This window comes from uncultured Aquitalea sp. (assembly GCF_945957525.1).
Lineage (GTDB): Bacteria > Pseudomonadota > Gammaproteobacteria > Burkholderiales > Chromobacteriaceae > Aquitalea.
Map to the genome: position 1 here is coordinate 127437 of NZ_CAMFLA010000004.1, position 21486 is coordinate 148922.

18 protein-coding genes are annotated in these 21486 nt (G+C 60.4%); 4 read left to right on the plus strand and 14 right to left on the minus strand.

Annotated elements, in window-relative coordinates; genetic code table 11:
- Positions 1-16 precede the first annotated feature (16 nt).
- A complete protein-coding gene (locus Q0P52_RS05495; RefSeq protein ID WP_293764556.1) occupies positions 17-1921 on the plus strand; it encodes an ATP-binding cassette domain-containing protein in 1905 nt (634 codons plus the stop codon).
- 295 nt (positions 1922-2216) lie between these two features.
- On the opposite strand, the gene Q0P52_RS05500 is transcribed toward Q0P52_RS05495, so the two are convergent.
- The 4 genes from Q0P52_RS05500 to Q0P52_RS05515 all read right to left on the minus strand — a co-directional run bounded on the left by Q0P52_RS05500 (position 2217) and on the right by Q0P52_RS05515 (position 4549).
- Positions 2217-2996, minus strand: coding sequence for a CsgG/HfaB family protein (locus Q0P52_RS05500; RefSeq protein WP_293764558.1), 780 nt, complete (start codon positions 2994-2996; stop codon positions 2217-2219).
- A 68-nt stretch (positions 2997-3064) separates the two neighbouring features.
- Complete coding sequence (locus tag Q0P52_RS05505) at positions 3065-3493, minus strand: curli assembly protein CsgF (RefSeq protein WP_293764560.1); 429 nt, start codon at positions 3491-3493, stop codon at positions 3065-3067.
- Between the two features lie 11 nt (positions 3494-3504).
- Complete coding sequence (locus Q0P52_RS05510; protein ID WP_293764562.1) at positions 3505-3900, minus strand: CsgE family curli-type amyloid fiber assembly protein; 396 nt, start codon at positions 3898-3900, stop codon at positions 3505-3507.
- A complete protein-coding gene (locus Q0P52_RS05515; RefSeq protein WP_293764564.1) occupies positions 3884-4549 on the minus strand; it encodes a response regulator transcription factor in 666 nt (221 codons plus the stop codon). Before Q0P52_RS05515 ends, Q0P52_RS05510 begins: the two co-directional genes overlap by 17 nt.
- Positions 4550-4834: 285 nt before the next feature.
- On the opposite strand from Q0P52_RS05515, the gene Q0P52_RS05520 reads away from it, so the two are divergent.
- The 3 genes from Q0P52_RS05520 (at position 4835) to Q0P52_RS05530 (ending at position 7346) form a co-directional block, all read left to right on the plus strand.
- Positions 4835-5218, plus strand: a complete 384-nt coding sequence (locus Q0P52_RS05520) for a hypothetical protein (RefSeq protein ID WP_293764566.1) — start codon at positions 4835-4837, stop codon at positions 5216-5218.
- A gap of 48 nt (positions 5219-5266) precedes the next feature.
- Positions 5267-6925, plus strand: a complete 1659-nt coding sequence (locus Q0P52_RS05525) for a hypothetical protein (protein ID WP_293764568.1) — start codon at positions 5267-5269, stop codon at positions 6923-6925.
- Between the two features lie 64 nt (positions 6926-6989).
- Positions 6990-7346, plus strand: a complete 357-nt coding sequence (locus tag Q0P52_RS05530) for a hypothetical protein (protein WP_293764570.1) — start codon at positions 6990-6992, stop codon at positions 7344-7346.
- Here Q0P52_RS05530 and Q0P52_RS05535 read toward each other — a convergent pair.
- The 10 genes from Q0P52_RS05535 to asd all read right to left on the minus strand — a co-directional run bounded on the left by Q0P52_RS05535 (position 7338) and on the right by asd (position 21368).
- Positions 7338-8726: an FAD-binding oxidoreductase gene (locus tag Q0P52_RS05535; RefSeq protein ID WP_293764572.1), complete on the minus strand. Its 1389-nt coding sequence runs from the start codon at positions 8724-8726 to the stop codon at positions 7338-7340. The genes Q0P52_RS05530 and Q0P52_RS05535 overlap by 9 nt on opposite strands.
- A gap of 113 nt (positions 8727-8839) precedes the next feature.
- Complete coding sequence (gene accD / locus Q0P52_RS05540) at positions 8840-9709, minus strand: acetyl-CoA carboxylase, carboxyltransferase subunit beta (protein WP_293764574.1); 870 nt, start codon at positions 9707-9709, stop codon at positions 8840-8842.
- Positions 9710-9825: 116 nt separating this feature from the next.
- Positions 9826-10614, minus strand: coding sequence for a tryptophan synthase subunit alpha (trpA, locus tag Q0P52_RS05545; RefSeq protein ID WP_293764576.1), 789 nt, complete (start codon positions 10612-10614; stop codon positions 9826-9828).
- Between the two features lie 10 nt (positions 10615-10624).
- On the minus strand, positions 10625-11827 hold the full coding sequence (gene trpB, locus Q0P52_RS05550; protein WP_293764578.1) for a tryptophan synthase subunit beta: 1203 nt from the start codon (positions 11825-11827) through the stop codon (positions 10625-10627).
- Positions 11814-12437, minus strand: coding sequence for a phosphoribosylanthranilate isomerase (locus tag Q0P52_RS05555; protein ID WP_293764580.1), 624 nt, complete (start codon positions 12435-12437; stop codon positions 11814-11816). Before Q0P52_RS05555 ends, trpB begins: the two co-directional genes overlap by 14 nt.
- Before the next feature lies 1 nt (position 12438).
- A complete protein-coding gene (gene truA, locus Q0P52_RS05560) occupies positions 12439-13227 on the minus strand; it encodes a tRNA pseudouridine(38-40) synthase TruA (protein ID WP_293764582.1) in 789 nt (262 codons plus the stop codon).
- A 359-nt stretch (positions 13228-13586) separates the two neighbouring features.
- Positions 13587-16448 carry a hypothetical protein gene (locus Q0P52_RS05565; protein ID WP_293813677.1) on the minus strand — a complete coding sequence of 954 codons (2862 nt, stop codon included), beginning with the start codon at positions 16446-16448 and terminating at the stop codon, positions 13587-13589.
- Between the two features lie 144 nt (positions 16449-16592).
- Positions 16593-18950: a FimV/HubP family polar landmark protein gene (locus Q0P52_RS05570; protein WP_293764586.1), complete on the minus strand. Its 2358-nt coding sequence runs from the start codon at positions 18948-18950 to the stop codon at positions 16593-16595.
- A 171-nt stretch (positions 18951-19121) separates the two neighbouring features.
- Positions 19122-20123 (minus strand): aspartate-semialdehyde dehydrogenase, encoded by a 1002-nt coding sequence (locus tag Q0P52_RS05575; RefSeq protein ID WP_293764588.1) that lies wholly within the window; start codon positions 20121-20123, stop codon positions 19122-19124.
- Positions 20124-20255: 132 nt separating this feature from the next.
- On the minus strand, positions 20256-21368 hold the full coding sequence (gene asd / locus Q0P52_RS05580; RefSeq protein ID WP_293764590.1) for an aspartate-semialdehyde dehydrogenase: 1113 nt from the start codon (positions 21366-21368) through the stop codon (positions 20256-20258).
- Positions 21369-21486 lie beyond the last annotated feature (118 nt).

Below are 21486 nucleotides of genomic sequence, written 5' to 3' on the forward strand. Positions count from 1 at the left end.
GCTTTACCGCCTCCCCATGATCCAACTGAAAAACCTCAGCCTGCGTCGCGGGCTGAAAGAACTGCTTGTTTCGGCCAACCTCACCCTCAACCCGGGCTACAAGGCCGGCTTGACCGGCGCCAACGGCGTGGGCAAATCCAGCCTGTTTGCCCTGCTGAAGGGCGAATTGCACGCCGACAGCGGCGACGCGCTGCTGCCGCCGCATTGGGTGATGGCCCACGTGGCGCAGGAAACACCGGCGCTGGACACGCCGGCACTGGAATATGTGCTGGACGGCGACCGCGAACTGCGCCAGCTGGAACAGCAACTGGCCGATGCCGAAGCACGCAACGACGGCACCGCCATCGGACACCTGCACGGCGAGCTCTCCCGCATCGAGGCCTGGTCCGCACCGGCCCGGGCGGGCAAGCTGCTCACCGGCCTGGGCTTTGATCCCGCCATCCAGCAAAATCCGGTGCGCAGCTTTTCCGGCGGCTGGCGCATGCGCCTCAACCTCGCGCAAGCGCTGATGTGCCGCTCCGACCTGCTGCTGCTGGACGAGCCCACCAACCACCTGGATCTGGAAACCGTGCTGTGGCTGGAAGATTGGCTCCAAGCCTATCCCGGCACCCTGCTGGTAATCTCCCACGACCGCGATTTTCTCGACGCCATCTGCAGCCATATCGTCGAAGCCGCCAACCAGACGCTGACGCTTTACACCGGCAACTACAGCCAGTTTGAAACCATGCGCGCGGAAAAGCTGGCCCGCCAGCAAGGCGAGTTCGAGAAACAGCAACGGCAGATAGCGCACCTGGAAAGCTTCATCACCCGCTTCAAGGCCAAGGCCAGCAAGGCGCGGCAGGCGCAGAGCCGGGTCAAGGCGCTGGAAAAGCTGGAACGCATCGCACCCGCCCACGTGGCCTCGCCCTTCGACTTCCATTTTGACAGCCCGGACCACCTGCCCAACCCGCTGGTGCGACTGGACAAGGTGGGCATCGGCTATGGGGACAAGACCATTCTCAACGGCCTGTCGCTGTCAGTGGAAGCAGGCAGCCGCATCGGCCTTCTGGGCGTCAACGGCGCCGGCAAATCAACACTGGTAAAACTGCTGGCCAACGAACTCCAACCGCAGACCGGCGAAGTGGTAAAGGCGCAAACGCTGAAGATCGGCTACTTCGCCCAGCATCAGCTGGAAACCCTGCGCGAAGACGACAGCCCCTTGCAGCACATGCAGCGCCTGGCGCCCACCACTCGCGAGATCGAGCTGCGCAGCTTTCTTGGCGGCTTCAACTTCCGCGGCGACGCCGCCACCGACCCGGTAGGCCCGATGTCGGGCGGGGAAAAAGCCCGACTGGCGCTGGCCATGATTGTCTGGCAAAAACCCAACCTGCTGCTGCTCGACGAACCCACCAACCACCTCGACCTGGAAATGCGCCATGCGCTGACACTGGCGCTGCAGGACTTCAGCGGCGCGCTGATCGTGGTATCTCACGACCGCAGCCTGCTGGAATCCACCACCGACACCTTCTGGCTGGTGCATGGCGGCACGGTGAAGCCTTTCGACGGCGACCTGGAAGACTATCGCCAATGGCGCATCGAACAGTTGGCCGAAAGCGGCAAACCCTCCAACGGCGACGCGCAAACGCTGAACCGCAAGGAGCAAAAGCGTCAGGAGGCTGAAACCCGCCAGCGCTTGTCCCAGCTGAAAAAACCGCTGCAAAACAAGCTGAGCAAGCTGGAAAAACAGCTGGAAACCCTCAGCAAGGAAAAGGCCGAGCTGGACGCTTTTCTCGCCGACCCCGCCGCCTACGATGAAGCCAACAAAGCGCGGCTGGCCGACAGCCTGAAGCGCCAGGGCGTCGTCAGCGCGGAGCTGGAAACCGTGGAAGAAGACTGGATGGGCGTGCAGGAGGAGTTGGAGCAGATCGACCGCGAAGCGTGATCATGCGCATCCGGCCAAGGCAAAACCAAAGCCGCCTTATCCACAGCAATCGACGGATAAGTCTGTGGATAAGCCGGAAATGCCGAAAAAAAACCTTTCCGGATGAAGCACTTGGTTAAACTGCACAGAAAAGCGGCAATTCAGTGAAACTTTTATGGAATTTCCCACACCCGCAAGGGACAAGCTTGAGAACAAGCTGTGGATATCAACTTTAAGACTATGATATTGCTAAATAAAAACGAGGCTGATCAAAAAATGATCAGCCTCGTTTTTTCCAACTTAACATGCCAAACAACTAGCCGTTGCTTACCTCGGCCATGTAGCGCTTCAACACCGGCGACTCCGCATCGTTCTGATCGCGCAAGGTCCACAGATTGTTCTTCACGCCATTGGCAATCAGGTACACCAACGCCGACTCGATGGCATCCTGCACGCAAAGCTGCACCGGCTCATTGCGGGTAAAGCCGGTTTCCAGTTCCAGCAGGCTGGAAAACTTGATGTACTTGTACACATTGCCGGCCAGCTGGTAAGACAGAATGGCCTTGGTGGTGGACACGCTGGACAGGATGCGGCCGGTGCGGATATCCACGGCGCGCAGATTGATGGTGACTTGGTCGGTCTGGTACATGTCGGACACGCCGATGCCCAGATAACGCGCCCCACCGCCGCCCGTCTTCACATTAGTCTCATAGCCGACAATGCCGCCTTCCAGCAGGATGCTGGCCGGCAACAGATTGGGCAATTCCGCCGGCGGCGCCTTGCCGTCGGTGGAACGGACAATCTTGCGCTCGGTCAGCAGGTTCTGCAGCCCTTCCCGCTCCACAGGGACAAACCAACCCGAGTCCAGCATGGCCTTCACCAGCATAGAGGTAGCGCCCTGCGTTACCGCCGTGGAATAGGAACTCTCAGAGCTGGGCTTGAACTGGCCGGTCTGATCGCGGAAGTTGTACACCGCCGCCACAATGGCCCCTTTGGCCTTTGGCAAACCCAGCAAATCAGTGTGCGTGCTGGAAGACGGCGTCAATTGCGGGCCGTCCGGTCCCACCGCCATCGGCTTGCCGCGGTTGATATCCATCGCTCCGCATCCGGCCAGGCCAAAGACCAACGCCAGCAAAAATATTTTTTTCATTTTCCCGCCCGCTCTCACATGCTTGCGCTGCTGCTGACCTGGAACACCGAAGTCGCACCGGTTGTTTTATCGGTAGTGGTGATTTGCACCATACCGTTGCCAATATTCACCACCTGAATCGAGAAGGTGCCCGTGTCCACCGAGCCAGGCTTGAAGTTGCCCGAGCTGTCCACGATGCTGCTCGCCACCGATGACGCCAGCCGGTTGAGCAACACCGACTGCAGCTGGTTGTTGAACTGTTGCACCGAAGACTGCGCGCTGGTGCCGTAAGCCCCGGCAGTGCTCGGGTCCTTGTAAGTGTTCTGCGCCTGCGCTTCGTTAAGCAACCAGCTGCCATTGAGCGGGCTGCCGCCAAAAGCAGGGTTGACGGGGGTATATACCAGCGAGGCTGCCGAGGCGGAGCCCGCCGCCAGCATTGCCATCGCCATCCAGATCGGTTTCATGCGCCCTGCTCCTATAGTTCGTCTTTGCCCAGATCCTGCTCGTACTGCGACAACAGCACGATTTCAATCAATCGCGCCGTAGCGGCAGGCACCGCCTGTTGCGCAATGTCTTCGATATTCCAGCGGCGCGTATTGGACAACACCCCCTGGTAAAGCAACTGATGGTCGAACTCCACCAGGATGATGTTGCCCCAGCGCGCCGACGGCCGTTCCGTCACCACCACGGTCACTTCCTTGGCCAGCACCTGCTCCTGCCAACCGGTATAAAAACTGCGGTAAAAGGCTTTGCCGGTACTGGTCAGGGTCTGGTCGATCACCCAGTGCGGATCGATCACTGCCTCCTCGGCTTTCGCCGCACCGGCCCCGCACAGAGCAAGGCACAACAGCAGCCTAGTGATGCACCGCATGACCAGCCCCCTGCAAACCGAGATGACGCACCGCCCACAGCACAGCCTGGGATCGACTGCTCACGCCCAGCTTGCGAAACAGATTGTAAATATGGGTTTTCACGGTATGCGTGCTGACAAAGAGCTCAGTGGCGATATCCTGATTGGATTTGCCTTGCGCCATCAGCTGCAGGGTTTTCAGCTCCTTGCGCGTGAGTGACAGTTCCAGCTTGTCAGCGCCGGCCGGATTGGCTTCGCGATAGCGCAGGAAGCACTCCTGCAACACCTTGCGCGGCAACCACAACTCTCCGCGCAACATGCCGGACAGCCCGCGTATCAGGGTTTCATGCGGGCAGACTCCCGGAAAAATGCCCACTACCCGCGGCCGCATGGCAAAGGGTTCCGGCGCAATGCCCGGCGATATGTTCACCACGGCGATGTGCGCCGTCGGGCAGGCCACCACCAACTCATCCAGGTGCGCGGCCAACGCCTCGCGGGAAGCGCCGCTGGCATCCAGCACCAGTAAAGGCGGCTGCTCGCAACCGGGCAATATCAGGGGTTCTCCCAAAGGGTGCACCCCGCATTGCACGTTCAGTCTGGAAGCGATCACCGCCACCAACAACTCATCCTGTGTCGATGGTTGCCCCACCAACAACATCACTGTTCTCATCACTTGCCCCCGCTGACATAGGGAATATTGTTATCAATCTCAGAAAAAAGAATGAGATTGTTTGTATTGGAATCTCGCGGCATTTTGCCTCTATGCCGCAAGTTAACCATTCGTATTTTTACTTAGCAGAGCCTACAGCAAGCTAAAACCCAGTGCCAGCAATGTATTCCAACAATATCTCATGAATATTTCTTATTTTTTCCTTTGGCAATTTCACCCATTTCGCTTATTGGAAGCCGGGGCTATTTAACCGCATAGTGCAGCCAATTCTTCACGGGAATCATCATGAAACGGATTGCACTCTTGCTGGCAATGCTGGCCGCCCTGCCCGGACTGGCGCATGCCGACAATACAGAGCAGCTGATCCTGCAAGCTTTGCGCCTGCAACAGCAGGGCGGCCCGAGTAATGATGTGGCGGGGATTTATCAGAACGGCTCACAGAATACCGCACTGATTGAACAAATAGGGCTTGAAAATTACGCGCTTATTACCCAGCAAGGTTACGGGAATAAAACGAGCGTTCAACAGAACGGGGTTTTAAATACCGGCATTGTTTATCAACAAGGACAAAACAATTCGGTATCCATCACGCAGTACGGGAATGCCAACAAAGCCACCGTTTGGCAAACCGGTTCTAACCAGGTGGTCAATATTATTCAAACACGGTAATTGATTTAAAACCGGACCCAAACTTTGGAGATTTTAACGATGAATCGCATGACCAAGATCGCTCTCGCTCTGGCCGTGGCCTTTGGCTCCGGCGCCGCTCTGGCCGACAGCAACAATGCTGCCGCCAACCAGACCGGCAACAACAACGTCGCCAACATCACCCAGGACACCAGCTACGGCTCCAACGCCGTCAGCAACCAGACTGGCGACAACAACACCACCACCGTTACCCAGCAACAGATCACTGGCGGCAACGCCAGCGTGGGCGTTGCCGGCAACAACAACGGCGTGACCGTATCCCAAACCAACACCAATGACACCACCGGCTCCACCGCCAATGTGGGCGTTACCGGCAACAGCAACACCGTCGGCGTAACCCAGAGCAACTCCGACAACGCGCTGGCCACCGTCTACCAGAACGGCGACCTGAACACCGCCTCCGTTCTGCAAAAGAACAGCACCGGCCTGCAAACCGCCAGCATCAACAGCAACGGCAGCAGCAACAGCGCCACCATCGCACAGGACGACTCCGCCTACGCTGTCGCCTCCATCAGCCAGGACGGTGTTGGCAACAGCGCTACCGCTACGCAAAGCTTCGGTACCAATGTTCAAGCCTCTATCACCCAGAACGGCGGCACCGTTGGCAATAGCGCCTACACCACCCAAGTGGCCGTCAGCAACAGCAGCGCCAGCATCACCCAGAGCGGCAACTCCCCTTGGTCCGGCTACTGGTATGGCACCGGCGGCGCCAACTACGCCAACATCAATCAGTACAACGGTGACAGCCTGAGCGCAACTGTGTCCCAAACCAACAACCAGGATGGCTCGGCATCCATTTCCCAGAGCGGTCAGAGCAATACCGCTTCGGCAAACCAGGACACCACCTACAGCAGCAACGCCAGCATCCAGCAACAAGGCGGCTGGAACAGCGCCAGCACCAATCAAACCAATTACAGCTGGTATGACTCCGCCAACATCGTGCAGAACGGTTACAGTCTGAGCGCCAGTACCAGCCAGTACGATTCCTGGAACTCTCAAGCAAACATCACGCAATCCGGCGGCTCCAACAGCGCCAGCACCAGCCAGACCTACAGCGGTAGCGGCTCGGCTCGCATCCAGCAAAGCGGCTTCATCAACCAGGCTGGCATCAGCCAGTACGATTCTTACTCCTCCACTGCCGGTGTTGCTCAGAGCGGAGCCTGGAATAGCGCATCCATCGCCCAGTCTTACGATTGGAACGACTACGCCTCCATCAACCAGAGCGGCTGGGGCAACAACGCCTCTGTCAACCAAAGGGCGGATAACTGGTACTGGAACTCCTACGGCAACAGCGGCATCGTCAACCAGAACGGCTACAGCAACAGCGCCTCCTCCAATCAGCTGAACTCCACGTACAGCAAGTCTGAAATCAACCAGAACGGTGACAGCAACCAGGCCAGCATTGCTCAAGCCAACCAGAACAACGGCATTGCTGTTGTGAAGCAGGATGGCATCGCCCTGGTGGCCAACGTGGCGCAAAGCGGCTCCTTCAATGAGGCCTACTTGACCCAGACCGGCTACAACAACAACGCCTCGGTCAACCAGTCCGGCGCTGGTGTTTATGGCAACAGCAATGTGGCCAAAATCACGCAAAGCGCCAGCAACGACGTAGCCAGCATCGTGCAGGCCGGTGGTGCAGGCAACCACGCCACCATCGTGCAGAAGTAAGCAGGCTTGACAGCAAAAAGCACGGGGAGCAAACGCTCCCCGTGTTTTTTAATGCGACTAAATCATGAACAGAATCTGGACAGGCGCGCTGGCCCTGCTGATGGCTGGCGCCGCGGAGGCTTCGGGAATGATTGTTCTGGATACCCAGCAACAAAATGGGCAACGGCTGCTGCAGCCGGCATGGTTGGCCGAAGACGGCCAGCCGGTACGCTATGCCATCACCTTACAACAAGAGCACGGCGGCAACCGCAACCAGTCCTCGCAATCCGGCAGCCTGCCCGCGCCGACGGTGGGCGAGAAAAACACCCTGTCCCGACTGTCGGTGACCGACGCAGGACAAATAGACCTGGTGGTGCGGGTTAGCGATCAGTCCAACCAGACCCTGGCGGAACAGCGGTTCCGCTTTCCGCCTTCAGAGTAGTTTGCCGGGGTTCATCACCCCGTCCGGATCGAAAACCGACTTCACCCCGCGCATGAGGGCGATCTCGGCCTCGCTGCGCGTGACATTCAGATAGTCGCGCTTGAGCATGCCCACGCCGTGCTCGGCCGACATGCTGCCCCGGAAAGCCCGCACGAGCTCGAACACCTGCCGGTTGACCTGCTCGCATGCGCTCTTGAATGCCGGCAAGGCCCAGTCTTGCGGCTTCAGCACATTGATGTGCAAATTGCCATCGCCGATATGGCCATACCACAACACCTCGAAATCCGGATAGTCGCGGCTCAGAATGGCATCCAACCGGACCACAAAATCCGGCACCTGGCTGATCATCACGGCAATATCGTTCTTGTACGGCGTGCGCGGCGTAATGGCCTCGCTGATGCCTTCGCGCAAGCGCCACAGCGCACGGGCCTGCGCCAGCGATTGCGACATCACCCCATCGCTGGCCCAGCCCTGCTCCACGCAATGCGCAAAGGCCGCCAGAGCGCGCGCCTCTTCCGCGTCTCCCGCTGCTTCAAACTCCAGCAACACATAATACGGCCAGCGCTCATCCAGCGGCGCTCCCACACCCTGCGCCGCCATCACCTGCGCCAGCGCCTGATCGGAGAAAAATTCGAAGGCCTGCAATCTCGCCTCTCCGGCGAAATGCCCAAACACCGCCATGATGTCGCCTAGCTGGCGCACGCCCAGCACCATTACTCGCGTTGGCGGCGGCGGGCTGGTCAGCTTCATCACCGCCTCAACAACAAAACCCAGCGTCCCCTCTGAGCCGATGAAAAGATGGCGCAAGTCGTAACCGCTGTTGTTCTTGTTCAGGCCCAGATTCAACTCCAACACTTCGCCAGTACCCGTCACCACGGTCAGGCCGGCCACCCAGTCGCGGGTCATGCCATAACGCACCACCCGGATACCGCCGGCGTTGGTGGCGATATTGCCGCCTATCTGACTGGCGCCGCTGGAAGCAAAATCCACCGGATAGTACAGCCCGCGCTCTTCGGCAAACGTTTGTAGCGCACCGGTGACCACCCCCGCCTGACAGCGCACCGTGCGCGACAGCGGGTCGAAATCACGGATGGCATTCATGCGCTCGAAGGACACCACCACCTCGCCGCGACTGGCTACCGCACCGGCCGACAAACCGGTGCGTCCACCCGAGGGCACCAGCGCAACACCGCAAGCCCGCGCCCACTGCACAAGCGCGCGGACTTCATCCACATCCAGCGGAAAAACGATGGCGGCTGGCGACGGCTCGATATAGCGCGTCCAGTCCCGACCGTAATGAAGCAAAGACGCAGCATCCGTCAGTACGCGCTCTTCGGCCAACGTGCGCCGCAACGCAGCCAGTGCCTGGCTGGAAATCATGCTCGCTCTCCCTTCGCTGCGTTGATCACCTCATCACGCCCGTCATTTGTCATGCGGAGACGCCAGGCAAGAAAAAACCGCCCCGTAAGGCGGTTTGTCTCGCAGTCGCACGATCAGGCGACGGCGGGTTCCTTGCCCAGCATGGCCAGTAGCTCGGCCACCTTGCGCTTGAGTTCGCGACGATCGACGATCATGTCGATAGCGCCCTTCTCAAGCAGGAATTCGGAACGCTGGAAGCCTTCCGGCAGGGTTTCGCGCACGGTTTGCTCGATCACGCGCGGGCCGGCGAAGCCGATCAAAGCGCCGGGCTCGCCGATCACCACATCGCCCAGAAAGGCGAAAGAAGCGGAAACGCCGCCCATGGTGGGGTCGGTCAGCACCGAGATGAAAGGCAGGCGATTGTCGGTCAGCAATTGCAGCGCGGCGCTGGTCTTGGCCATCTGCATCAGCGAGTTCAGGCCCTCCTGCATCCGCGCGCCACCGGAGGCGGATACGCAAATGAACGGCGCCTTGGCTTCAATGGCGGCCTGTACGCCGCGCACGAAGCGCTCGCCCACCACGGAGCCCATTGAACCGCCGATGAAGCGGAATTCGAACGCAGCCACCACGGCCGGCGCGGAATGGATGCTGCCTTGCATCACCACCAGCGCGTCGTCTTCTTCGGTGGCGCTTTGCGCCGCCGTCAAACGATCCGGGTACTTCTTGCTGTCCTTGAACTTGAGAATGTCCACCGGCTTGACCTCGGCGCCGATTTCACGGCGGCCTTCGTCGTCCAGGAACATGTCCAGGCGTTGGCGAGCGGAAAGCGGATGGTGATGGTTGCACTTGGGGCAAACCTGCAGATTGCTTTCCAGATCGGTGTAATACAGTACGGCTTCACATGCCGAGCACTTGCTCCACAGTCCTTCCGGTACCGCCGAAGGTTTGTCGGCGCGGTTTTCGCGCTTGATCTTCGGCGGCAGGAGCTTGTTCAACCAGCTCATGCTGACTCCTTGCTCATCGACCGCGCCGCGTCATGCGCGGCCGGCTCTCGATACAGAGGCTGAATAGCCCCCGCTTTGCGTAAGCTGACAAAGGACAGCCGCAAGGCTGTCCGACATCAAACGATGGCGGCCTTCAATTCGGCCACCAGACGGGTCAACCGCTCTCTGGCGGTTTCTGTCGTTGCCGCCTCGATTTCCTGCACCAGACGGCTTCCCACTACCACGGCATCCGCGGTGACGGAAATGGCCTTGGCCGTCGCGCCGTCGCGAATGCCGAAGCCCACACCAATGGGAACCTGAATATGTGCTCTAAGGGCGGCAATTTTACGCGCTACGTCGTCAATGTCCAGATGTCCTGCGCCGGTGACGCCTTTCAGCGACACATAGTAGACATAACCCCGAGCCTGACGCGCGATTTCCTTGACGCGCGCCTCGGGTGTGGTGGGAGCGATCAGGAATACCGGGTCCAGCCCGGCGGCTTCCAGTGCGGTGGACAGTTCGGCGGCTTCTTCCGGCGGGCAATCCACAGTCAATACGCCATCAACGCCAGCTTCGCGCGCTTGAGCCGCAAATTCGGTATAGCCCATCACGAACACCGGATTCAGATAACCCATCAGCACTACCGGGGTCGATGCGTTGGTCTTGCGGAATTCGCGCACCATGGCCAGCACGTCTTTCATGCCTACCTTGTGAACCAGCGCGCGTTCGGAAGCACGCTGGATCACGGGGCCATCGGCCATCGGATCGGAAAACGGCACCCCCAGTTCAATGATGTCCGCGCCGCCGTCCACCAAACCATGCATCAGCGATACGGTCAGCCCGGGCTGCGGGTCACCGGCGGTAATGAAGGGAATCAGCGCCTTTTTGCCGTCAAGCGCGGCGAAACATTCTGCGATGCGAGACATGACGGTCCTCTTACAAGGTGATGCCGGCCAAGCCGGCGACGGTGTTGATGTCCTTGTCGCCGCGACCGGACAGATTGACCAGAATCACCTGATCCTTGTTCATGGTGGGCGCGACCTTGGCAGCCCAAGCCAGCGCATGGCTGGACTCCAGCGCCGGGATGATGCCCTCGAGATGACAGCAGTCGTGGAAAGCCTTCAACGCTTCGTCGTCATTGATGGCGACATACTCGGCGCGACCAATATCCTTGAGATAGCTGTGCTCGGGGCCGACGCCCGGGTAGTCCAGCCCGGCGGACACGGAGTGCGTCTCGACAATCTGGCCGTTCTCGTCCTGCATCAGATAGCTCTTGGCGCCGTGCAATACGCCCACGCCGGCGCCGCTACTCAGGGGCGCGGCATGCTTGCCGCTGGCCACGCCGTGACCACCCGCCTCCACCCCCACCATGCGCACGCCATCCACGCCGATATAGGGGTGGAACATGCCGATGGCGTTGGAGCCGCCACCCACGCAAGCCACCACTACGTCCGGCTGACGACCGATGACTTCGGGCATTTGCACTTTGGCCTCTTCCCCAATCACGGAGACGAAATCGCGCACCAGCATCGGGTAAGGATGCGGGCCGGCAGCGGTGCCGAGAATATAGAAAGTGCTGTCGACATTGGTGACCCAGTCGCGCATGGCCTCGTTGAGCGCGTCTTTCAGCGTGCGGGAGCCAGACTCCACCGGCACGACATTGGCGCCCAACAGCTTCATGCGGAACACATTGGGGGACTGGCGCTTGATGTCATCCGCGCCCATGTACACGTGGCACTCCATGCCGTAGCGCGCGGCAACGGTAGCCGATGCCACGCCGTGCTGACCCGCGCCGGTTTCGGCGATCACGCGCTTCTTGCCCATGCGGCGCGCCAACAGGGCCTGACCAATGGCGTTGTTGATCTTGTGCGCGCCGGTGTGGTTGAGGTCTTCGCGCTTCAGCCAGATCTGCGCGCCGCCGAGCTCTTCGGACCAGCGCTTGGCGTGGTAGACCGGGCTGGGCCGACCCACGTAATGCTTGAGTTCGTGGCGGAACTCTTCCCAGAAAGAAGGGTCCGCTTTCACGCGGGCGTACTCTTGCTTGAGTTCCTCAAGCGCCGCCATCAGGGTTTCAGCGACATACACGCCGCCATAAGGGCCGAAATGACCCAGTGCATCCGGAAAATCATACCGCTGCATGCCTAGCTCCTGATATGAACGCCGCCATCCTGGCGGCATCTTTGATTCCCTTGGCCGCTTCCACACCACTGGAAACGTCCACCGCCGCCAGCTTAACCCGGGCAACGGCTTGCTTGATATTCTGATCATCCAGACCGCCGGACAAAATCAGCGGCAAGGAGAGGTCTTCGGGCAACAGGGCCCAATCGAAGGTGGTGCCGGTGCCGCCGTGCGCGCCCTCCACAAAGGCATCGGTCAGCAGACCGCGCGCATCAGGATAGGCCGCCGCTGCCGCACTCAGATCAAGACCCGGCTTGACCCGCACCGCCTTGAGATAGGGGCGATGGAAAGAGCGGCAAAACTCCGCGCTTTCTTCGCCATGAAACTGCAGCACATCAATCGCACAGTTTGCCAGCACCTGCTCCACCCATTCGCGATCCGGATTGACGAACAAAGCCACCACGGTCACGAACGGCGGCAGCGCGGCAATGACCGCTTGCGCCTGAGCCAGCGCGACATTGCGCGGGCTTTTCTCATAAAACACCAAACCGATGGCATCCGCGCCCAGCCTGGCGGCCTCAACGCCGTCTTCCGGTCTGGTAATGCCGCAAATCTTGATTCTGACCGTCACATCATCTCCACAAGGTCAGTCGCGCCGGCTGTCTTTGCGCCGGCAAGGCGTATGCTTCCGGATAGCCCACCCCCGTGAGGTAGAGACCATCCGGCATGAAGGTGGGCGGCGCGCAAGTACGATCCCGCGCGGCCAGCAGGTTTTTCATGCCGGCCGAAGACAGGCTGCCCTTGCCCGCATACACCAGCGCGCCAACAATATTGCGCACCATATGATGCAAAAAAGCGTCCGCCGTCAGGTCAAAACGGATCAGACCGTCTTCTTCATGAATGTCCAGCTGCTGCAAATGCTTGAGCGGACTCTTGGCTTGACACTCTGCAGCCCGAAAGCTGGAAAAATCGTGCTTCCCCAGCAAATGCCCGGCTGCTTCGCGCATGGCATCAACATCCAGAGACTGATGAAACCAGCCCACCTTGCCAGCCAACAAGCAAGGGCGCACCGGATGCGTCAGTAAGAAGTAACTGTAAGAGCGGGAAAAAGCCGAGAACCGGGCATGAAAACCGTCATCCACTTCCTGTGCCCATACGACTGCCACCTCAGGCGGCAGATGCGCATTGACGCCGCGCACCCAAGCGTTGAGCGGTCGCTGCGCGCTGGTATCGAAATGCGCCACTTGCATGGCCGCATGTACACCGGCATCGGTTCGCCCCGCCGCCGTCGTTGCCAGCGGCTCGCTGGCGATCGCGCTGATGGCCTGATTCAACCTGTCTTGCACCGTGTTGCCGTGCGGCTGCGACTGCCAGCCGGCGAATGCCCGCCCATCGTATTCCACGCCGAGCGCTATTCTCATGCCCACATCCTGACTGCGTTTGCTGCCGACCTTGCCGGAAAAGCCATGAGCCGTCCGTTTACGCCGACGATAAAGCATCAACTCTACCTTATCCGACGGGTTTTGCGCCATTGCGGCATGACATCAAACCATACCGATCACGTCGCAGGCAAAGAAAACGCCGGGACGAATTCAATGCCGTCCCGGCGTTTCATGACTGTCATACAGGCTTGGAGCCGCCAACAAGACCACCGATCCTGCATGGCGCCTCCTGGTGGTGCTGCGTGCACCGCCTGCACAGCACGCCTTGGCTCAAAGGCTCTGCCAAGTGTTGTCAGCAGCTCTCATGATTGCCAACCCGACAGATCTTCGGTCCACCATCACACCGCGTGACCAGCTTCCTTCATCAAGGCTTCAGCGGTTTCCTTGTCGCCCATTTCCATGTAAAGCTTGGCCAACTCCAGCTTGTCTTCCGCTTCAGACCTAGGCTTGGCGGCCGGAGACAGCGGCTCAGCCGGCGCCGGCACCTTCACACTGGGCAACGGCGACTTCTCATCCGCGTCGAGCAGGAAATCCATAGACAGCATAGGCTCAGGCGTCTGCGCTTTGACGGCGCTTTCCAGCTCAGCCTCACCAAGCGAAGCAAATGCATCCAGCCCGGACAGGCCTTCTTTCTCAACGGGAGGCAAAGGTGCCGGGCCCTTGACGCCCTGCTCCAGGAAGCTCATGTCCAGCATGGGCTCCGGCTTGGGCTCCGGATGCAAAGCGCCCAACTCGGCAGCCAGATCCAGACCCACTTCTGGCTTGTGCTGTTCAAGTTGACGCAAGGCCGCAGTCATTTCCTGTGCAACCTGCTCGCTGTTGCTGGCCAGCGCCGCCGGCTCGGCCTTAACCGCAGCGGGTGCCTCAACAACCGCAGATGCAGGCTCGGCAACAGGCGGAGTTGCTGGCACGGCAATCCGTACCGGTTGCAAATCGACCGCAGGCTCCATCTTGGGCGCGGCTACGGCAAACAGCGGATGCTCCGGTGCCAGCATCTGCCCCAGATCACAAACACGCATCCACAAGGTGCTGTCCTTGCCGAAGATGCCGCGCGCAGTCGTCGCCTCCGCGATGAAGCTTTCCTTGTCCGGCTGCATGGCCAGCACTTCCAGCAGCTTGTAGCGCAGATCCTGCCGCATCGGCTCGCGGGTCAACCCCTCGCGCAGGATTTCCAGCGCCTGATCAATACGCCCATAGGCCAAGTACACTTCAGCTTCAGCGATCAGATCCACCGAACCCAAGTCAATCCCCTCGCCGCGTTTCAGGCCGCTCATCAAAGTGGTAAGCGGGCCAAGCGTGAGCATGGAATGGCTTTCCTGCGGTTGCCGACCAGCCAGCAAGGGCTCGGAGCTTTGCTTGCGCTTGCGCATTCTTTGCGCCAGCAGGAGGGCACCCAATGCCACAGCGCCGCCGCCAACATACATCAGCGTATTCTGATCGCCCAAGGTAGCCAGCACATCGTCCACAATGGACTCTTGCGCAGGCGCGCTGTTGTCGATGGATTTCACCGGCGTCGGCTTGGCTGCCGGAGCAGGCGCCGAGGCCGGTACCGCAACGGCAGCCGTCGCAGGAGCAGAAGCCGCGGCAGGCGGAGTCACTGGCGCGGCTACCCGAGCAGTCTCCGGCGCGCTGGCAGCTACAGGCGCCGGGACAGCAGCTTTTACAGATTCGGCAGCCGGTTTTTCCACCGCTTTGGCTGCTGGTGTGGACGCTGCAGCCTTCGCAGATGGAGCAGCCGCTGCAGTTTCCGTTGCCGGAGCAGGAGTGTAATTACTGACGGGCTTGGAAGCTTGCTGCTGAAGATTGCGTATCTTGTCTTCCAGCTCCTTGGCTTTTTGCTGCGCCGCCTGAAGAGCAACATCTTGCTGCTTCAGCGTTTCCTGCAAACGGGAAGTTTGAGGGGCAGCGCTAGCCGGCTTCATCTCCTTGACCGCATTAACCACCGGCGCAGAAGCAGGCACGGCCTTGGCCGATACGACATCCGGCGTCGCCTTGACCATCGGCTTGAGCGTTACCGGCGGCGCGGCCGCCGCTTCAACCGGCGGCTTCGCCGCAGATTTGGCAGGCGGGACAGGCTTCACAGCGGGTGGCGTCTTTTCGGCTGCGGCGGGTTTGGCTTGCACTTCGGCCAACTTGGGCTCTGCCCCTTCGCGCGGTTGAGTTGGACGAACTTTCCACTCGGCTGGATACTTGAGCGCGACGCCTGCCTTCAGCTTATTGACATCGCCCGCGACAAAGGCTTCCGGATTCGATCGGTAGAGGTGATGGACCACCTCGGACTGACTGCCGCCGCCCTTCATCCTGGAAGCAATGGAGGACAACGTATCGCCTTTCAGAACGCGGTATACCTTCAGGGCTTGCAACCTGCCCGGCACGCTTGCGGTCTGTTCTACCGAACGCTCTTCCACGGTGTAGCCTGTGGGATCCGGCAGCAGGGTGTATTGCTTCTGCGCGCGGACATTGCCTGCCGCCACATCAAGGCGGAAGGACAGCACCGGCTCGTTGACCGGCTTGCCGGACTGCAACTGCAATATGCGTTTGCCCGCCGGGGAAACAAGCAGCTTGTGACTGATGGAGTCGATGATCTGTAATTGCTCGCGACTTGCGTGAGCCTGCCCGGCAGGATGCAGCTGCACTGAAACCTGATCGGTTTGCTTGGGCGCAGCGCCAAACAGTTCCAGTTCAGCCTGCAAGGGCTCGCCCAGGCGAGACTTGACCTTCAGCTCGCCAAGACCCAGCGAACTCAATTTTGGCATCTGGTCCGGAGAGACGACCGCCTTCTTGACTTGCTCGTCGTGCGCCGGCGCCTTGTCCTTCTTGCGTGGGCCATCCCTCAGATAGTCCACTTCGAATTCGCGCACCAAACGCCCGGCCGGCCAACTCATTTCCACTGCAAACCGCAGGAGGGGTTCGGAGAATTGCGCCGGCCCCTTTACCAGCACCTTTTGCGGCGAACCATCCGGTTTGCGCAGCAGGGTGAACTTGAGAGAACCAGCGGAGGCACTGTAAGTAGACAACAAAGGATAGTGATTGCGATCGGCCAGATTGACCTGCGTCGCGCCCTGCGGATCCTCGTCGACAACGGGAATTTCCGCCTCGAAAGCCTCGCCTTCCGAGGACAGCACGCGAATCGGCCCCAAACCCGCATAGGCCGCCGCTGCGCTTCCCATCCCTGCCACCAGTACTGCCAGCAGGGTCAAACCATTTCTTGAAGCCATCTTGTTAGACTTCCCCGATGCCTGTTTTGTACAGGTTTTATTTCCAATAAGCTGCCCGGCTTAAACAAATACAATTAAATAACAAATTGGCCCTTTTGCAAAGGGCCATGCCACATGAAATGGCCATCAAGAGCTGATCTTGTCGAGCAGAGCCTGAGCTTCCTCCTTCAGACCACCCTGGGCTTCGCTGATCAGGTCCTGGAGAACTTCGCGCGCGCCGTCGCGGTCGCCCATGTCCAGATATACCTTGGCCAAGTCCAGCTTGGTGGAAAGCGGGTCATCCATCAATGTCATGCCCTCTGCCTCCACCGGCTTGGCCGGCGGTGCTGCAGGCGCTTGCGCCGCTGCTAGTTCCCCCGCCGGAGCGGGTGAAGGGGCTGCTTGCGCTACGCTGGCCGTCATCTCTTCATACAAAGACTCAAAGCCGGAAGATTCCGCCGCAGGGGCTGCAGGCTTCGAAGGCTCGGCCGGGGTATCCAGATTGAAATCGAAGTCCAGCAGATTGTTGTCCGCTGCCGGCGCGGGCTCTTCCACGGCCTGCGCAGGTTCTGCCGCCACGGGCGCGGCGAGCGCGTTATCCAGATCGAAGTCCAGCATATTGCCGCCAGCTTCAGCCGCCGCAGGCGCAGACTCTTCGGCAAACAGCGCAGCACGCAGCGGATCCACCGCATCGGGCTCCGGAACAGCCGGTTGCGCGGCTTGCGCCGGGGCTGCCACAGGCGCGGGCTCGCTCATATCGCCGAACAACTCCTTATCCAAGTCGATCACGCCATCGGAAGCCGCCGGCACAGCAACAGGCTCCAGAGCGGCTTCAGCACTGTGATACAAGGCATTGGCCGGATCGATGGCAAGACCCATGGCAGCCACCTTGGCCCACATCTGGCCCTTGCCGTCCGTTGTGGTGTGCAGTTCGCGAGCCAGTTTTTCAAAGCTGGTCGCATCCGGGCGAGCCGCATAGAGCTCCAGCAGCTTGACGCGCACTTCCTGGCGGGAGGGATCTTTGGCCAGCGCATCTTTGAGGATTTCCTCCGCCTGGACATCGCGGCCATAGGCCATGTACACCTCAGCCTCGGCAATCGGATCAACCTCGGCGGCATCAATCGCGCCGGCCGACTGGGTAAAGTTGGTCATGAAAGAATGGCCGCCGCCCACCGAGGCCGGGCCGTTCATATTGGTGACCGCGCCACGACCCAGCACGGCATTGGAACTCTGGGTGGACACCTGCAAAGCAGGCCCCGCGGCATTCTTGCGCCGCCGAGCCAGTGCAGCGACCACCAGGCCGATCACGCCCACGCCGGCAATACCACCGCCAACCAGCGGCAGATTGTCGATGAGGGTGTCAAGGAAGGATTTCTCCGGCGGCGGGGGCGGCGGCGCTACCGGTTTGGGAGCGGGCTTGGGCACAACAGGGGCCGGCGCGCTGGCCGGCTGCGGCGCAACCTCGGCGGCAGGGGCGGACGCAAGGCCAGCCGGTGCGGAGGCGGACAGCGGCGCCGCTTCCGGTGCGGAGGCGGCTGGCGGCATCGGCTTGCCAGCCTGCAAGGCCTTGAGTTGTTCTTCCAGCGCGGTAATGCGCGCCTGAGCGTCTTTCAGTGACTGTTCACGTGCGGCTACCTGCTGCTCGAGCGCGCCCAGTTTCGAAGCGTCTGCAGCGCCGGCCTCAGGCGGCACCAGCTTCAGCACATCACCGTTCTTGCCCTTGCCTGCAGCCGGTTGAGCTTGCGCCGGCATCGCATTGTCAGCCGGAGCCGTTGCGGCCGCTCCACCGAGAATGTCGCGAGCCTGCTCAGGCGTGATGGCCTTGATACGGCCGACAGGCGGTACCTTGAGCGTAATGCCGGCTTTCAGCTTGTTGGGGTTGCCGTCAATGAAGGCATGCGGATTGGCTTGCACCAAGGCCGCCATGGTTTGTTCGGTGCCTGCGCCCGCAGGCTTCACCCGTGCCGCCAGACCGCGCAACGTAGAACCCGCTCGCGTTTGCAGCGTACCCGGGGTGGCGGATGGACGAGCATGAGCTGTTTTGCCCTCACCTTGGTATCGCGAGCTCAGATTGCTGTCGCCGTATGCGGGCAAGTCTTGCACGATGTTCTTGCCTTGCGGGGCGCTGTAGCTGGCAGGATCAAGCAGGACAGTGTACTCACGCACCGAGCGACCGGAAGACGTTTTGGCCTCAACGACAAAGCGGAGATAGGGTTCGTTGATGGGAGTGCTGGAAGAGACGTGAATCACGGCGCCGCGTGAGGAAGGCGCTACGGAAAAGCGCAACGCAGACATATAACCTGAGTAATCGACATTCAGATCCCGGAAGGTATCCGGACTCGCCAAGCCTATGCGAGCCCCCTCCAGTTCCGACGAGCGTACCCCTGTCAGCTCGATATCGGCGCGAAACGTCTCGCCAAGGTTGGAACGGACGCTGATTCTTCCGAGACTTGCCCATGCGCCGGCTGAAAACAGCATGGCAACGGCAAGAACGCTCAGTTTCATTTTCGCCTGATTAGTCACAGTCTACCTTCCGGCATTTATTGGTCTTGGTTTTATTCGGGCAGCCGCCCGTTGAGGGCGGGCTGCCGGCAACTAGTGCCATCTTAGGCCCTAGCAAAGGTTTTAGCTAGATTTCATAACAACTGAACCCAAGGATTCCTTGGAAATTTGACGTCATTCAAACAAACCTGCTTTCAAAAGCGACTCCGCTGCCATCACGCAGGGAAGCGCCGCTCCGGTGCGCACATTGTCGGCCGCCAACCAGAAACTGATGGATTTTCCATTCTTGCGCAGTCTGCTCACCCAGACGGCTTCGTTGCCGGTGGCTTCCATCGGCGTGACATGACCGCCGTGCTGTTCGCGGGAAACCACCTGCAGGCCGGCAGCTTTGAAGCGGGTGATGATATTGCTCAGCTCCGCATCGTCGCGCACTTCGGCGCTGACCGCCCAGCCATGACCAAAGAACACCGGCACCCGTGCGCAAGAAGCTTCGACGCGCAAAGCGGGCAGCCCCAGTACACGCGTCAGCTCGTTCATGATGGAGCGTTCTTCTTCCGCGACGCCCTCTTCGTCCAGCTCGCCGATTTGCGGCAGCACGTTGAAAGCAATGCGCTTGCTATACACTGCCGGCTCGGCCTCGCGATGGGAGAACAGGGCCGTAGTTTGTTCGGCCAGCTCTTCCAGGGCTTTCTGGCCGGTACCTGATACCGACTGGTACGTAGCAACCGTCACACGCTCCAGCCCCAGCGGCAGCAGCGGCGCCAGCGCCAGCGCTAGGGGGGTGACGGTGCAATTGGGCACGGACACCAGCGCGCCTTCGGCCAACCCTTGCAGCAATGCGCCGTTGATCGGCGTCACCACCAGCGGTACCTCTTCGTCCAAGCGGAACGCGCTGCTGAAATCAATCACAGCAACGCCGGCGGCGCGCGCTTCCGGCACATACTGGCGGGCGATATCCGCGCCGGCGACAAAAATCGCCATGGCCACGTTTTCGAAGCTGAACTCGTCCAGCTGGCGCACGTCCAGTTCCAGATTGCCGAAAGAGACAGTGCCGCCATCATGCTCGGCGGTATCCACGGCGAACACGCGACTAACGGGAAACTGGCGTTCGGCAAGCAATTCCAGCACGGCCTGGCCGATCAGGCCGGCAGCGCCCACTACGGCAATCTGCATCATTTTTATTTCATTCCTTAAAGCGAATCACGCGACCGCGAACATGCGGCAACGAAAAAGGGCGCCGAAGCGCCCTTTGGAGTCTAGTCGATCCGGCCGGGGCCGGAACAAGGGTTATCAGTATTTTAACCCGAATCAGCGTTCAATGAGGATGCGCAGCATGCGGCGCAGCGGTTCGGCCGCACCCCACAGCAGCTGGTCGCCCACGGTGAAGGCGGACAGGTAGTCGCCACCCATGGCCAGCTTGCGCAGACGGCCTACCGGCGTGGTCAGCGTGCCGGTCACCGCAGCCGGAGTCAGATCCTTCATGGACGCTTCGCGGGTGTTGGGCACCACTTTCGCCCACGGATTGGCGGCAGCCAGCATGGCTTCGATTTCATCCAGAGGCACATCCTGCTTCAGTTTGATGGTCAGCGCCTGACTGTGGCAGCGCATGGCGCCGATGCGCACGCACAGGCCGTCCACCGGTACCGGGTTGGCCGAACGGCCGAGAATCTTGTTGGTTTCAACGCCGCCCTTCCACTCTTCCTTGGACTGGCCGTTGCCCAGATCCTTGTCGATCCACGGGATCAGGCTGCCAGCCAGCGGTACGCCGAAGTTCTGGCAAGGAAAGTCGCCGGAGCGCAGGAAGTCGGACACTTTGCGGTCGATATCCAGAATGGCGGAGGACGGATCGGCCAGCAAATCGGATACCTGGGCATTGACCGCGCCCATGCCGGACAGCAGCTCGCGCATGTTCTGCGCGCCGGCGCCTGAGGCGGCCTGATAGGTCATGGAGGTGACCCACTCCACCAGATCGTTCTGGAACAAGCCGCCCAGCGCCATCAGCATCAAGGAGACGGTACAGTTGCCGCCGACGTAGTCCTTCACGCCGCGCGACAGGCCGTTTTCGATCACGTTCTTGTTGACCGGATCGAGAATGATGATGGCGCTGTCTTCCATGCGCAGCGTGGAAGCAGCGTCAATCCAGTAGCCCGTCCAGCCGGCGGCGCGCAGTTTCGGGTAGATGTCGCTGGTGTAATCGCCGCCCTGACAGGTGACGATGGCGTCCATGGCCTTCAGCTCATCGATATTCTTGGCGTCCTTCAACGGCGGCACGTCGCGACCGATGGCGGGACCCTTGCCGCCCACATTGGAAGTGGTAAAGAACACCGGTTCGTTGATGACGGCGAAATCGTTCTCTTCACGCATGCGCTGCATCAGCACGGAACCTACCATGCCGCGCCAGCCTACAAAGCCTACTTTCACGGGTTTTCTCCTGGAGATCTGTCTCTATAAAGTTGCGATTGGCCCGTCGGCTTGCGCCACGGGCCATCTGATTTTTGTCACTCCATTGTGCAGCGCGGCAGCCTGTGTGGCAATGGGG